Below are 14,095 nucleotides of genomic sequence, written 5' to 3'. Positions count from 1 at the left end.
GAACGATGCTGCTCATTTCCTGCCCGTGGTGCGGGCCCCGCGACGAGGCCGAGTTCCACTACGGCGGCCAGGCGCACGTGCCCTACCCCGAGGACCCCGCCGCCCTCACCGACGAGGAGTGGGCGCGCTACCTCTTCTTCCGCGACAACCCCAAGGGCCCGTTCGCCGAACGGTGGAGCCACGCGGCGGGCTGCCGCAAGTGGTTCAACGCGGTGCGCGACACCTCGACGAACGAGGTCCTGGCGGTGTACCGGGCCGGCGAGGAGCGCCCGACCGCCCTGCAGCCCGGGCTCGCTGACGCAGCCTGTCCGGCCCCTTCGCAGCCCGGCCCGGCCGTCCCACCGCGCCCGGCCGCCGGCTCAGCCGGTCCGGCGATCGAGGACGAGGTCCCGTCAGGGCCGAACGGGGGTCCGGGGGCGGCGCCCCCGCCACGGCTCGAGAGCCAACCGCACCGCCTGGCCACCGGTGGCCGAATCCACCGCGACCGACCCCTCACCTTCACCTTCGACGGCACCGAGTACCAGGGCTACCGAGGCGACACCCTCGCCTCCGCCCTCCTCGCCAACGGCGTCATCGCGACAGCGACCAGCATCAAACTCGGCCGCCCCCGCGGCATCTTCTCCGCCGGCGTGGAGGAACCCAACGCCGTCATCCAGATCGAGGAACCCTTCCCCGAGCCGATGCTCCCCGCGACGACGGTCGAGCTGCACGACGGCCTCGTCGCGACCAGCCTCCCCGGTCAGGGCCGCCTGGCCACCGAACCGGACCCCGCCCGCTACGACGCCGTACACGCCCACTGCGACCTGCTGGTCGTCGGCGCGGGCCCGGCCGGCCTCGCGGCCGCGGCGGCGGCAGCACGGAGCGGCGCCCGCGTCATCCTCGCCGACGACCAGCCGGAACCCGGCGGCAGCCTGCTCGGCACCGGCGGCCACCTCGACTGGGTGGAGGCGACGCGCGCACGGCTCGAAGCCGCCCCCGAGGTACGCGTCCTGCCGCGCACCACCGTCTTCGGCCACTACGACGACAACCACCTTCTCGCTGTCGAGCGCCGCACCAACCACCTCGGCGCCGAGGCCCCGGAGCAGGTCTCCCGCGAGCGTGTCTGGCGGATCCGCGCCCGGCGCGTGGTCCTCGCGACCGGCGCCCACGAGCGCTCGCTGGCGTTCGGCGACAACGACCGCCCCGGTGTGATGCTGGCCGCCTCGGCCCGGACGTACCTCCACCGGTACTCGGTCCTGCCCGGCCGGCAAGCGGTGGTGTTCACCACCAACGACAGCGCCTACGCTGCCGCGCTCGACCTGGCGGCGGCGGGAGTGGACGTCGCGGCGATCGTCGACACCCGGTCCGAGCCGGGGGAGTGGGCCGAGCGCGCCCGGTCCGCCGGGCTCGTGGTACTGGCCGGACACGCGGTCACGGACACCCGGGGCGGGACCCGCCTCACCGCCGTCACGGTCGCCCCGTACGGCGAGTCCGCGGAAGAGCAGGTGGCGCCCGAACAGCAAGCGGCGTCGGGACAGCAAGTCGAGCCGGGACGGCGGGAGTTCACCGTCGACCTGCTCCTGGTCTCCGGTGGCTGGAACCCCGTCGCGCATCTGTTCAGCCAGGCGGGCGGCAAGCTCCGCCACGACGACGTGCTCGGCACGTTCGTTCCCGACAGCTGCCGTCAGGCCGTGGAGGTCGTGGGCAGTGCGAACGGGGTCTTCGATCTCGCCGCAACCCTCGCGCAGGGCGCGGCGGCCGGCGCCCGCGCGGTAGAGGCGGAGGGCCACCCCGCCGACGCGCCCGCCCTCCCGGCCGTCGCAGCCGCACCGCACACCCCGCCCATGCAGGTGTTCGCCGTTCCCACCTCCACCGGAGCGCCCCGGTTCGTCGACCTCCAACGCGATGTCACGCTCGACGACCTGGCGCGGGCGACCGGGGCGGGCCTGCGCTCGGTGGAGCACACCAAGCGCTACACCACGGCCGGCACCGCCAACGACCAGGGCAAGACGGGCGGGGCGCTGGCGAGCGGGATCGTCGCCGAACTCCTCGGCGTGGACATCTCGGCGCTGGGCCTGCCCACGTTCCGGCCGCCTTACGTCCCCGTCTCCTTCGCCGCCCTCGCCGGCCGCGACCGCGGCGCGCTGTCCGACCCGATCCGCACGACCGCCGTCCACGCCTGGCACGTCGCGCACGGCGCCCTCTTCGAGAACGTCGGCCAGTGGAAGCGGCCCTGGTACTACCCGCGCGACGGCGAGGACATGCAGTCGGCCGTGCTGCGCGAGTGCGCGGCCGCCCGGGAGAGCGTCGCCTTCATGGACGCCTCCACGCTCGGCAAGATCGACGTACAGGGCCCGGACGCCGCCGTCTTCCTCGACCGGCTCTACACCAACATGATGAGCACCCTGAAGGTCGGCATGATCCGCTACGGCGTCATGTGCCGCCTGGACGGCATGATCTTCGACGACGGAACGGTCATCCGCCTCGACCAGGACCGCTTCCTGGTCACCACCACCACGGGCAATGCGGCCGCCGTACTGGACTGGATGGAGGAGTGGCTCCAGACCGAGTGGCCCGAACTCCGCGTCCACTGCACCTCGGTCACCGAACAGTGGGCCACCGTCGCCCTGGTCGGCCCGCGTTCCCGCGAGGTGCTCGGCTCGCTCGCACCCCGGCTGGCCGTCGCCAACGACGACTTCCCGTTCATGGCATGGCGGGACACGACGGTCGCGGGCATCGACGCCAGGGTGTGCCGGATCAGCTTCTCCGGTGAACTCGCCTACGAGATCAACGTGTCGCCGTGGGAGGCCCTCGCCCTGTGGGAGGCGCTGTACGAGGCGGGCGCCCCGTACGGGATCACGCCCTACGGCACGGAGACCATGCACGTCCTGCGGGCCGAGAAGGGCTACCCGATCATCGGCCAGGACAGCGACGGCACCGTCACCCCCCAGGACCTCGGGATGGGCTGGGCGGTGTCGAAGAAGAAGCCCGACTTCATCGGCAAGCGCTCGTACGCCCGCGCCGACACCGTCCGTACCGACCGCAAGCACCTGGTGGGCCTGCTCCCCGAGGACCCGGGGACCTTCCTGCCCGAGGGCACCCACCTGGTCGCCGACAGTGTGCTGCCCGCGCCGCCCGTCCCGATGCTCGGCCACGTCACCTCCAGCTACCGCAGCGCCGCCCTCGGCCGTACCTTCGCGCTCGCCCTGGTCAAGGGCGGCCGGGACCGTATCGGTGAACGTCTCTACGCGCCCGTGGGCGACCGGCTGGTTCCGGTGACGGTCGCAAGCCCCGTCCTCTACGACCCCGAGGGAGCCCGCCGCGATGGCTGACACCGCTTCGACCGCACGTCAGCGCAGCCCTCTGGCGCATGCCGCCGACCGCCTCGCCGCCGCGACGCGCGCGTCCGGGGGCGCGATCCGCCTGGCCGAAGTCCCCTTCCTGGCCCAGCTGAACGTCCGCCTCGACGCCAAGAGCCCGGCGGCGGACGCCGTCGGACTGGCCCTGGGGCTGCAGCTGCCCCTGGAACCCGACACCGTCGTGCGGGGAGGGGACCTGCGCGCGGTGTGGCTCGGCCCCGACGAGTGGCTGGTGGTGGGCCTGCCCGGTACCCAGCGGGATCTGGAGAGCCGGATCCGCTCGGCGGCGGGGGACACGCCCGTCTCCGTCACCGACGTCTCCGCCCAGCGCACCACCGTCCTGGTCGGCGGACCGCGCGCCCGCGACCTGCTGTCCCACGGCTGCCGGTTGGATCTGCACCCGCGCGCCTTCGGCCCCGGCCGGTGTGCCCAGACGACGCTGGCCCGCACCCAGGTCGTCCTGGTCGCCCGCGACGAGCCCAGAGCGGGCTTCTGGGTGCTGGTGCGCTCCTCCTTCGCCGATCACCTGACGAACTGGCTGCTGGACGCGGCCGTGGAATACAGCTGAACGCGTACGGGTGAACGCGTACGGGTGCCTGGCCGGGCGTCAGGCGTCAGGCGTCGGGCGCCGCGTGGACGCGTTCTCCCTCCACGAAGGTCTGGAGGACCCGGGTGGCCGCGATCTCCTCGGGCGGGCCGGTGAACGGGTCCCGGTCGAGGACGACCAGGTCGGCGGCCTTGCCGACGGTGATGCTGCCGGTGAGGTCGTCGAGGTGGTTCACATATGCGCTGCCCGCCGTGTACGCGGCGAGGGCGGCGCCGAGGTCGAGGCGTTGTCCGGGAAGGAACCTCGGGGTGCCCTCGGGGGCGTCCGGCGAGACGCGGTTGACGGCGACGTGGATGGCCTGGAGCGGGTCGGGGCTGCTCACCGGCCAGTCGCTGCCCGCGGCGAGCGTCGCGCCCGCACGCAGCAGGTCACCGAAGGGGTACTGCCGGGCGCCGCGTTCGGCGCCCAGGAACGGCAGCGTGAGGTCGTCCATCTGCGGTTCGTGGGCGGCCCACAGCATCTGGAGGTTGGCGGTGGCGCCGAGTGCCCGGAACCGTCGTACGTCGTGGGGGTGGACGACCTGGAGGTGCGCCAGGTGATGGCGGGTGTCCCGGGTGCCGTTGGCGGTCCGGGCGGCCTCGACGGCGTCGAGCGCCTCCCGCACGGCGCGGTCGCCGAGGGCGTGGAAGTGGACCTGGAAGCCGAGTCCGTCGAGTTCGGTGACGTACTTCCTCAGGTCGCCGGGTTCCACGAAGCTGATGCCGCTGGTGTCCGAGGCGCAGCCGCAACCGGTGAGGTACGGGTCGAGCATGGCCGCGGTGTGGTTCTCGGCGATGCCGTCCTGCATGATCTTCACCGCGCCGGCGCGGAACCGGCCTTCGCTCAACTCCTGCCTGCGCGCGACGAGTTCGGGGATCTGCTCGGCCCCGCGTTCGCGGTCCCACCAGAGCGCGCCGACGACGCGGGCGGTGAGCAGCCCCCGGTCCAGGGCCGTGCGGTAGGAGGGGGCCGGGTCCGTCATGTTGGCGTAGGCGCCGACGATGGCGTCCTGCCAGGCGGTGACACCGTGCGAGTGCAGCACGGCCTGGGCGCGCAGCAGGGCGGCCAGCTGTTCCTCGGGGGTGGGGTCGGGCACCAGCCGGCCCACCAGGTGGACGGCTCCCTCCTGGAGCATGCCGGTCGGGTTTCCGTCCGCGTCGCGTTCGATGCGGCCGTCGGCGGGGTCGGGGGTGCGGGCGTCGATACCGGCCCGCTCCAGAGCCCGGGTGTTGACCCAGGCGCCGTGGTGGTCGCGGTTGGGCAGGAAGACCGGCCGGTCGGGGACGACGGCGTCGAGGGCCGCGGCGGTGGGGGAGCCGCCGGGGAAGGCCTCCAGGGACCAGCCGCCGCCGGTGATCCATTCGGCGTCCGGGTGCCGGTCGGCGTACGTCCGGATCCGCCGCAGGTACCCGGCGGGGTCGACCGTGTCGGCGAGGTGACACAGGCCGAGTTCCAGACCCGCGCCCTGCGGGTGCACGTGGGCGTCCTGGAAGCCGGGCAGCAGCAGCCTGCCGGTGAGGTCGACGACCTCGGTACCCGGGCCGATCAGCGCGTGTACCTCGTCGTGGCCGACGGCGGTGATCCGCCCGCCGCGCACGGCCACGGCGGTGGCGCGGCTGCGGGCGGGATCGACGGTGTGGACGGGCCCGCCGGTGAACACGAGTTCGGCGGGACCCGTGACCTGGGACTGCGACATGGGTGTGGACTCCGTGGAGGGGATGGGGGCGGAAGGACAGCGGAGCGTGCGGCCGGGAGCGGGTGAGGACTCAGACGGCCGTGCGGTCCATGGGCAGGACGATGGTCTCGGCGTCGGTGCCGCGTCCGGTGGTGAAGTACGGCGAACGGCGGACGTACTTGGCGACCGCGGCCATGCCGAGGCCGGCGAGGACGATGACGGCGGGCAGGGAGAACATGAACCAGCCGTTGTCGGGGCTGAGTTCGAAGTGGTCGCTCATGGTCAGGTACGAGTAGCCGAGATAGCCGCCGAGGCCCAGCAGCACCAGACCGGACACGGCGGGCACCCCCACGGCGGACACCGCCGTGCGCGGCCCTTCGCGTCCGGCGGAGCGGAAGCGGACGGCGCACGCGAGCGCGGTGAGTCCGTAGTAGAGGGCGACGAGCAGACCGATGGCGTTGACGGCGGCCAGCAGCATGTCGCTCAGCCGCGGCATGGCGACGGCCAGCAGGGCGATCGCGGAGGCGATGGCCAGCACCACGACCGTTCCGGCGGCGGGCGTGCCGTACCGCGGGTGCACCCGGGTCCACACCGGGCCCATGGTGCGGTCCCGGCCCATCGCGAGCAGTCCGCGCGCCGTGGGAATGAGCGTCGACTGCACGGAGGCCGCCGCGGAGAACATCAGGGCGACCACGGGCAGGGTGGCCCAGGGCTCGGCGGCCAGCTTCCGCGCGAGGTACGGCAGGGCCTGCGGACCGTTCTCGATGAGTTCGGTCAGACTCATCTCCCGCTGGAAGGCGACCGAGGCGAAGAGGAACAGGCCGAGCATCGCGAACAGGGCGATCAGACCGCCGCGGGCCGCGTCGCCCGGCTTCCTGGTCTCCTCGGTGACGCTGAAGGCCGCGTCCCAGCCCCAGAAGAAGAACACCGCGAGGACCATGCCCTGGGCGAAGGCGGTGCCGTCGGCGATCTCGAAGGGGTTGAACCAGGAGAGGGAGAAGGACTGCCCGCCGGTGATCAGGGCCCAGCCGCAGAACCCCAGCAGTACGGCGTACTCGAAGACCAGCAGCACGAACTGGAAGCGGGTGGTGGCGCGGGTGCCCGTGACGGCGAGGGCGGTCAGGCCGAGCAGCAGCACCAGCCCGACGGCCGTACTGACACCGGTGGACGCCGGATCGAGGGTGATGCCCGCCAGGGTGTGCAGTCCTGCCTTGTCGGCGAAGATCAGGACGACCGAGCCCATGACCGCGCTGGTGTAGGCGCAGAAGATCACCGAGCCGACGACGGTGACCCAGCCGGTCAGGAATCCCGGCCAGGGGCCGAGGGTCCGGCCGACCCAGGTGTAGCCGTTGCCGCAGTTGGGTTCGGAGCGGTTGAGACGGGCGTAGGCGGTGGCGATACCGAGCACGGGCAGGAAGGCGAGGAGCAGCAGCGCCGGGGCCTGGAGGCCCACGATGGTGGCGATCGTGCCCATGCCGATGGCGATGCTGGTGGTGGCGGCGGTGCTGGAGGCCGCGATGGCGACCCCGTCGACGACGCCGAGGGAGCGGCGCAGTCCGGTGCCGGGTCCACCGGACGGGACGGGTGACGGCGGAGCGGGCGGGGTCGACGGCCGGGGGGACAGGGGCATGAAGGGCTCCTCGCGGGGAGGGAGGACGAGGGAAGAGCCGCGCGGGACTGTGATGGAACACCTCGCGCGAGTCTTGCGTCAATCCTGTTGACATAAGGGTGCGGGCCCCCTTCACTGCTGCTACGCGGCCCCGACCGGCAGGAGCACCCGTTATGACCACCCGTGTCCCGCAGGAGCGCAGCCGCCGTCGCCCCACGCGCTCGGGGGTGCTGCTGTCGGAGGAGCTGATCGTGGAGACCGCGCTGCGGCTGATCGGCGAGCACGGTCCCGAGGCGCTCAGTGTGCGCCGGCTCGGCACCGCCCTCGGCTGTGACCCCAGCGCCCTCTACCGCTACTTCCACGGCACCGACGACCTGGTGCTCGCCATCGCCGACCGGATCATCGGCGACGCCATGGCGGGCTTCGTCCCCGGCGACGACTGGGTGGCCGCACTGCGTGAGATGGCCCTGCGGGTCCGCGCCGGTTACCTCGCGCACCCCCGTGCGGCCGCCTTCGCCTCGTACCGGGTGACCCGGCGGCCCAACGAGATCCGGGCCGTGGAGACCGGGATCGGTCTCCTGCTCTCCGCGGGTTTCGGACCGGCCGACGCGACGCGCCTGTATCTGACGTTCATCGACACCGTGCTCGGCCACGCGGCCATGGACGCCGCGTGCCAGGCGCTCCCGCGGCAGCAGCGTGAGAGCGACGACCGGGCGTGGAGCGAGGTGTACCAAGGTCTGGACCCCGCCTCGTACCCCGCGCTGACCACGGTGCGCCGAGAGCTGCACGCCATGGGGGAGAGCTCCTTCGAGGAGGCGATCGACCTTCTGCTGGAGGCGCTGAGGGTCCGCGCCCCGGGGAGCCGGCCGCGTTGACGTGTGCGAGGGGCGACACCTTCCGGGAGGTGCCGCCCCTCTCGTCTCAGAACGCGTAGCGCACGCGCAGCCAGGGGGCTCGCGAGGCGATCAGCGCACGAAGTCGGTCCACCGCCCGCCCCTTGACGGGACTCGCGTAGCGGACGTTCAGTGCGCCGTTCTCGGAGCGTTTGGTCTCTTGCAGGTCCGGTCGCCACAGGGCGTCCTCGGCCCGGGGGTGCCAGCCCAGGTTGACCTCGTGCAGCTCCCGGTTGTGCGTCAGCATGATCACCTCGGCGGCGGCCTGCCGCTTCACCCGGTCGGGCAGGACGTCGTCGAGATGATCGAGGAGTTCCGTCCAGGCCTCCTCCCAACCGGGGCGGACGACGACGGGCGAGAGGTTGAAGTGCACCTCGTACCCGGCGTCCAGGAAGTCCGCGGCGGCGGCGATCCGCTCGGCGACCGGTGAGGTGCGCACGTCCAGCAGCCGGGAGTCCTCCGGGGGCATCACCGAGAAACGGATGCGGGTCCGGCCGCGCGGGTCCAACGCCAGCAGGTCCGGGTTGACGAACTTGGTCGCGAAGGACGCCTTGGCCGTCGGCCACAGCCGGAACGCGTGCACGAGGTCCGCGGTGTTGTCGCAGATCAGCGCGTCCACCGAGCAGTCGCCGTTCTCTCCGATGTCGTACACCCAGGCCTCGGGGTCGCACTGGTTGGGCTCGGGCTTCCGGCCCTGCCGGGCGATGTGCCGGCCGATGTGGGCGATGATCCGGTCGATGTTGGTGAAGACGGTGACCGGGTTGGCGTACCCCTTGCGGCGCGGCACGTAGCAGTAGGCGCAGGCCATCGCGCAGCCGTTGGAGGCGCCCGGTGCGATCCAGTCCGCGGACCGGCCGTTGGGACGCGTCGTCGGCGACTTCCGCTCCCCGAGGACGAGCGTCTCGCCCTTGACCCGCACCCAGCGCCCGACGTTGCCCTCGTTGCCGTGCAGCCCCGGGATGCCCCAGTGGGACTCGACCTCGACCAGCCGCGCCCGGGGAAACCGGGCGATGATCTGTCGGCCGCGCGGGGAGGCGGCTGCCGCGGGTTCGGCGTGGATCTCCCGTACGGGCAGCAGTCGCCGCGCGGCGTCGGAGTCACGGAAGGACTGCCGGCCGGTGCTCGGAGGGGGCTCGGGGCCGATGGCGTCGAGCCCGAACAGGGCGTCGGAGCCGTCGTCCGGGTCGGCGGACGGGGAGTGCATGCACGTTCCGGTTCGGCTGGAGCGGGACTGAGCGGATCACACGGACGAATCCGCACCGCCCAGCTTACGGCGCACGTCAGCGCGACGCCGCCCCTCGGGCGTGGGTCGCGAGGCGGTCCGCGAGCGCGATCACGAGGTCGCGCAGTTCGTCGGGGCGCTCGATGGTGAACGGCCGGTCGAGGGAGGCGAGTACCGGAGGCAGCCAGTCGAGTCGCTCGGCCCGCAGTTCGACGAGCAGCCAGCGCTCGGCCGCCGGATCCGTGTCCGCCGCGGAGGCCGGATCCGTCACGCGCGCGACGCTCGCGGGAAGCCGGGCGCGGATCTGCTCGACCGTCCCGTGGATCCGCAGGGTCACCTCGTGCCGGTACGCCGCAGTGGCGAACCCGGACAGGACACGCTGCGCCGGGTCCGGTCCGGCGGGTGCCTCGAACGACCCGGGCAGGGTCCGCGCGTCGGTGAGGCGGTCGAGTCGGAGGGTCCGTTCCTCCCCGATCCCGGGGTCCGTGCCGGTGACGTACCACCGGCCTTCATGGGCCACCACCCCGTACGGGTGCAGCGTGCGATCGCTGCGCCGGCCGCCGCGGTCGGTGTACCTGACCGAGACCGGTCGGCCGTGACGTACCGCGTCCGCGAGGGTGAGCAGCACCCCGGCGTCGGGGGTGGCGAACTCGCCGGGAGGTTCCGTGAAGGCGAGGGACGCCAGGACGGTGTCGAGCCGGTGGGCCAGGCGGTCCGGCAGCACACGCCGGATCTTGGCCGCCGCCGTCTCGCTCGCGGTGGCTGTCGCCGTCGTCAGCCCCGCTCGGCGGCCGGCGACCAGGCCGAGCAGTACGGCGATCGCCTCGTCGTCGCTGAGCATGAGCGGAGGCAGGCGGTAGCCGGGGGCGAGGCGGTAGCCGCCGTAGCGGCCGCGCACCGACTCGACGGGGACGTCGAGGTCGATCAGCTGGTCCACGTACCGCCGCACGGTGCGTCCGTCCACGCCGAGCCGGTCGGCGAGTTCGCGCATGGTCCGGGTACCGCCCGACTGGAGCAGTTCCAGAAGGGTGAGGACGCGGCCGGTGGGTCGGGACATGTTTCGACCCTAGCGCGAATAGTGGACCGATTCTGTCCACTATTCGTTCTAGCGTGCGAGGCGCAACGGCTTCAGAACCAAGGAGAGCACCATGGACTTCGTCTCGATCCGGATCATCACCGGGGACGTCGCACGCCTCGTCGAGTTCTACGAGAGGGCCACCGGGGCGCCGGCGACGTGGTTCACCGAGGACTTCGCCGAACTCAGGACGCCCAGCGCCACCCTCGCCATCGCCGGTGCCCCTACGGTCCCGCTGTTCGCGCCGGGCTCGTCCCGCCCCGCCGACAACCACAGCGTGATCCTCGAGTTCCTCGTCGACGACGTGGACCGCGTGCACGGCAACCTGACCGGCTTCGTGACCGACTTCGTCAACGAGCCCACCACCATGCCCTGGGGCAACCGATCGCTGCTGTTCCGCGACCCGGACGGCAACCTCGTCAACTTCTTCACCCCGGTCACCCCGGCGGCGATCGCGAAGTTCGCCCTGGGCGACCGGGTGACACCGACCCCGTGAGACGGCGCCTCGGCAGCGAGAGGCCGCTGCGCGGGACGCGGTTCCCCGAGCCCCGCACGCGGCCGCGGCCCGCTAGTCGGCCGTGACGAACCGCAGACGGCGGCGGACAGGAGGCGGGGCGTTCCTGCGGGCCCGGATCTCCTGGACGACGCCGATGATGACGATCACGCCCCAGCCCACCGAGAACACCCCGGCCTGCTCGTCCGAACCGAGGGCCAGCCAGCCGACTCCCAGACCGCCCAGGGTCAGGCCGGCGGCCGCGGCGAGGGGCGAGGGACGTCGCCGGCTCAACGCGCGGACGAGACACAGCGTGGCGAGGGCGAGCGCCGGAACGGCGAGGATCTCGATGTTGTCGTGCGCGGTGTAGTCGTGGCTGACGTCGGCCTGCGCGGGATCGTACCCGCCGCTGTAGTCGTCCTCGAAGAGCCGGTAGCCGGAGGAGTCGGCCGGCAGCTCGTAGTACGCGCCGTAGGAGGAGTCGTAGTAGTAGAGGGTGCCGAAGTCGCTCTCGGTGACCGAGGTGTAGTCGTAGTCGTCGACCCCGCCGCCGACCGCGACGCTCGCCATGACCAGGGCCCCGGCTCCCCACCACAACAGGGTCGAGGTGACGGGAAACCAGCGGAACAGGGCGAGCCCGAGCACGACGGCGGCCACCCACACACCGACGAGCTCGTCGGACGCGTCCGCGTAGGCGTCCTGGCAGCCGATGGTGACGACGCCGGAGACGACGATGCCCAGCAGGGCGACGATCCTGCCGGTGGTGACGGTGAACCGCCGCCCGCCGGGCGAGGACGACGGGCTGCCGCCGTTCGTCGGCGCGGTGTACGGCGTCGGGGCGTCACCGTCCGCGGCGCCGGGCACGACCGGGTCGACCGGACCACCGGGAGGCGGGACGGCGGGCCGGGGCGGCGTCAGCGCGGTACGGGTCTCCTGTCGGGCCAGCGCCGTGTGCCCGGGACCCGCCTCGGTGTCCGCCTTCGTGCGGGCGGGCGGCACGGCGGGCGCGGGCGGCGCGCCCGGGGCCGGGGCGGCGGTCCGCGGCCCGGGCGTGGCCGCCGGGGCGCTGAGCGCGGTCAGGGTCGCCGTCAACGTGTCCCGCAGCTCCGCCGCGCTGCCGAGCCGCTGCTCACGGTCCTTCGCCAGGGTCCGGAGCACGAGGTCGTCCACCAGGGCCGGGATCTGCGGGCGCAGCCGGGAGGGCGCGACCGGCTCCTGGCTGATGTGCTGGTGCATCACCGCGAAGGGGGAGTCGCCGCGGAACGGGGGGCGCCCGGTGAGCAGTTCGTAGAGCAGGCAGCCCGTGGAGTACTGGTCGGAGCGGCCGTCCACCGGCCGGCCCGTGAGTTGCTCGGGGGAGAGGTAGGCGGGGGTGCCCACCGTCATGCCCGTCGCGGTGAGGCGGGTGGTGGTCTCCGCGACGACCTTCGCGATCCCGAAGTCCAGGACCTTGATGCCGCCTTCGGACGTCAGCATGACGTTGGACGGTTTGATGTCGCGGTGGATCAAGCCCTGGGCGTGGCTGTGGGCGAGGGCGTCGGCGATGTCCCTGGCGACCGCCAGCGCCCTGACGACCGTGAACGCGCCGTCGGTCAGGGCGGCGGTCAGCGTGCGCCCCTCGATGAACTCCATGACCAGGAACGGAGTCGTCCCGTCATCGGTGGTGTCCTCGCCGACGTCGTGCAGCACGGCGATGTTCCGGTGGTTGAGCGAGGCCACGGTGCGCGCCTCGCGGCGGAACCGGACGCGGAACTCCTCGTGCCGGGTGAGTTCCGGCGGCAACACCTTCACCGCGACGGTGCGGCCGAGCTCCCGGTCGGTTGCGCGCCATACCTCCCCCATTCCGCCGCGTCCGACGGCCTCGACCAGTTCGTATCTGTCCGCGAGCACCCGCATGGCCTGCCCCCCTGGTGACACAGGGCGGCGCGACAACAGGCCGGCCGCCCGAAGTTCCGGAACAGCGGCAGACGAAAGGGCGGCACATCCGGAACTCCCCGGTGGCGGTGTGTCTTTCGCCCGACCGCCCGCTCACCCTACTGGCGAAAAACCGGCCAGGGGATATTCGGAACTTATCAGTACAGATGTGCGACTCCTGCGCGTCTTCCTTCGCGCCTCACGCCCGCGCGTGGCGTCGTTCCTCACGGGCGTGGGCATCCTGGTCGGCGGGGGAGTGGTGCACGTCGTGACCGGTGGCCGTCGGGCGGGTGAGCGCCGCGACCGCCCTCAGTCGGCCGTCCGCAGCAGCAGCTTCCCCGTCGATGTGCGCCCGCCCATCAGCCGGTGCGCCTCGGCCGCGTCCGCCAGCGGGAACTCCGCGGTGACCGGGAGGCTCACGGTGCCGTCGGAGACCGTACGGAAGGCGCGCTCGGCGAGGGCGCGCAGCGCCTCGGGTGCGGACTGGGCGAGCCCCAGGATGGAGAACCCGCCGACCGAACGGCCCTGCGCGTACAGGTCGGGCTGCCCGACGTGCCACGGTTCGGCGCCACTCGCGTTGCCGAAGGACACCAGACGTCCGAAGACGGCGAGCGCGTCGAGTCCGCGGCGCAGGGTCTCACCGCCCACCGGGTCGAGCACCAGGTCGACCCCCTTGCCACCGGTGGCGCGGCGGACGTCGGCGGCGAAGGCGTCACCGACGAACACCTCGTCGTAGCCGTGCTTGAGCGCGTGCTCGGCCTTCGCCGCGGACGACACCACGCCGTACACGGCGCCGGCGCCCGCCGCCCGGGCCAGCTGACCGGCCACCGTGCCGATGCCGCCGGCCGCGCCCTGCACCAGCACGGTCTCCCCTGCCCGCAGCCGCCCGACCTCGTGGAGCAGGGCGTACGCGGTGGGCACCACGGTGGGCAGAGTGGCGGCGGTACGCAGGTCCAGGCCCTCGGGGAGCGGGAGGACGGTGACGGCGTCGGCGACGACCACCTCCGCGTAGCCGCCACCGCCGACCAGTGCGGCGACCTCCTGCCCCGGCCGCAGCCCCTGCACGCCGTCGCCGACGGCCCGGACCCGTCCGGACACTTCCAGGCCGGGCCGGAACGGCAGTGACTGCACCCGGTATCCCTCGGCGCGCGCCTTGAGATCGGCGAAGTTCACGCCGACGTAGGCGGCGTCGATGCTGACCTGGCCCGGCCCGGGTGCGGGGGTCTCGGCCCGGACGACCTGCAGCACCTCGGGGGCGCCGTACTCCTGGAACTCGACTGCGCGCATGAC

The 14,095-nt window shown here is 72.9% G+C and carries 10 protein-coding genes; 4 read left to right on the top strand and 6 right to left on the bottom strand.

Annotated features, from left to right (window positions below; genetic code table 11):
* Positions 1–5: 5 nt before the first annotated feature.
* Positions 6–3,311, top strand: a complete 3,306-nt coding sequence (locus OG736_RS02870; protein WP_327180975.1) for a sarcosine oxidase subunit delta family protein — start codon at positions 6–8, stop codon at positions 3,309–3,311.
* Positions 3,304–3,906 (top strand): sarcosine oxidase subunit gamma, encoded by a 603-nt coding sequence (locus OG736_RS02865; RefSeq protein WP_327180974.1) that lies wholly within the window; start codon positions 3,304–3,306, stop codon positions 3,904–3,906. The genes OG736_RS02870 and OG736_RS02865 overlap by 8 nt, the downstream gene beginning before the upstream one ends.
* Before the next feature lie 46 nt (positions 3,907–3,952).
* Here the strand turns inward: OG736_RS02865 and OG736_RS02860 are convergent, their stop codons facing one another.
* Positions 3,953–5,620, bottom strand: a complete 1,668-nt coding sequence (locus OG736_RS02860) for an amidohydrolase (protein WP_327180973.1) — start codon at positions 5,618–5,620, stop codon at positions 3,953–3,955.
* A 70-nt stretch (positions 5,621–5,690) separates the two neighbouring features.
* Positions 5,691–7,229: an APC family permease gene (locus OG736_RS02855; protein ID WP_327180972.1), complete on the bottom strand. Its 1,539-nt coding sequence runs from the start codon at positions 7,227–7,229 to the stop codon at positions 5,691–5,693.
* Between the two features lie 152 nt (positions 7,230–7,381).
* Here OG736_RS02855 and OG736_RS02850 point away from each other — a divergent pair, with 152 nt between their 5' ends.
* The gene (locus OG736_RS02850; protein ID WP_327180971.1) at positions 7,382–8,083 is read left to right on the top strand and encodes a TetR/AcrR family transcriptional regulator; all 702 of its coding nucleotides are present in this window, start codon (positions 7,382–7,384) and stop codon (positions 8,081–8,083) included.
* A 46-nt stretch (positions 8,084–8,129) separates the two neighbouring features.
* Here OG736_RS02850 and OG736_RS02845 read toward each other — a convergent pair whose 3' ends face one another.
* Both OG736_RS02845 and OG736_RS02840 read right to left on the bottom strand, forming a co-directional pair.
* Entirely contained in the window at positions 8,130–9,305 is a 1,176-nt protein-coding gene (locus OG736_RS02845) for a spore photoproduct lyase family protein (RefSeq protein ID WP_327180970.1), read from the bottom strand.
* A 76-nt stretch (positions 9,306–9,381) separates the two neighbouring features.
* Positions 9,382–10,380 carry a helix-turn-helix transcriptional regulator gene (locus OG736_RS02840; RefSeq protein ID WP_327180969.1) on the bottom strand — a complete coding sequence of 333 codons (999 nt, stop codon included), beginning with the start codon at positions 10,378–10,380 and terminating at the stop codon, positions 9,382–9,384.
* 91 nt (positions 10,381–10,471) lie between these two features.
* Here OG736_RS02840 and OG736_RS02835 point away from each other — a divergent pair, with 91 nt between their 5' ends.
* Positions 10,472–10,894: a VOC family protein gene (locus OG736_RS02835; protein ID WP_327180968.1), complete on the top strand. Its 423-nt coding sequence runs from the start codon at positions 10,472–10,474 to the stop codon at positions 10,892–10,894.
* Between the two features lie 72 nt (positions 10,895–10,966).
* On the opposite strand, the gene OG736_RS02830 is transcribed toward OG736_RS02835, so the two are convergent.
* Both OG736_RS02830 and OG736_RS02825 read right to left on the bottom strand, forming a co-directional pair.
* Positions 10,967–12,787, bottom strand: a complete 1,821-nt coding sequence (locus OG736_RS02830) for a serine/threonine-protein kinase (RefSeq protein ID WP_327180967.1) — start codon at positions 12,785–12,787, stop codon at positions 10,967–10,969.
* Positions 12,788–13,114: 327 nt separating this feature from the next.
* Entirely contained in the window at positions 13,115–14,092 is a 978-nt protein-coding gene (locus tag OG736_RS02825; protein ID WP_327180966.1) for a quinone oxidoreductase family protein, read from the bottom strand.
* Between the last annotated feature and the right edge of the window lie 3 nt (positions 14,093–14,095).

It is taken from the genome of Streptomyces sp. NBC_01334 (assembly GCF_035983595.1).
In the GTDB taxonomy this organism is placed as follows: Bacteria; Actinomycetota; Actinomycetes; order Streptomycetales; family Streptomycetaceae; genus Streptomyces; species Streptomyces coriariae.
The sequence above is the reverse complement of the archived record's forward strand: the minus strand, read 5'-3'. Positions and strand labels throughout refer to the sequence as shown.

Coding starts and splice junctions, on each gene's coding strand:
- OG736_RS02870 (WP_327180975.1), top strand. CDS start 6: ATGCTGCTCATTTCCTGCCCGTGGTGCGGGCCCCGCGACGAGGCCGAG.
- OG736_RS02865 (WP_327180974.1), top strand. CDS start 3,304: ATGGCTGACACCGCTTCGACCGCACGTCAGCGCAGCCCTCTGGCGCAT.
- OG736_RS02860 (WP_327180973.1), bottom strand. CDS start 5,620: ATGTCGCAGTCCCAGGTCACGGGTCCCGCCGAACTCGTGTTCACCGGC.
- OG736_RS02855 (WP_327180972.1), bottom strand. CDS start 7,229: ATGCCCCTGTCCCCCCGGCCGTCGACCCCGCCCGCTCCGCCGTCACCC.
- OG736_RS02850 (WP_327180971.1), top strand. CDS start 7,382: ATGACCACCCGTGTCCCGCAGGAGCGCAGCCGCCGTCGCCCCACGCGC.
- OG736_RS02845 (WP_327180970.1), bottom strand. CDS start 9,305: ATGCACTCCCCGTCCGCCGACCCGGACGACGGCTCCGACGCCCTGTTC.
- OG736_RS02840 (WP_327180969.1), bottom strand. CDS start 10,380: ATGTCCCGACCCACCGGCCGCGTCCTCACCCTTCTGGAACTGCTCCAG.
- OG736_RS02835 (WP_327180968.1), top strand. CDS start 10,472: ATGGACTTCGTCTCGATCCGGATCATCACCGGGGACGTCGCACGCCTC.
- OG736_RS02830 (WP_327180967.1), bottom strand. CDS start 12,787: ATGCGGGTGCTCGCGGACAGATACGAACTGGTCGAGGCCGTCGGACGC.
- OG736_RS02825 (WP_327180966.1), bottom strand. CDS start 14,092: ATGCGCGCAGTCGAGTTCCAGGAGTACGGCGCCCCCGAGGTGCTGCAG.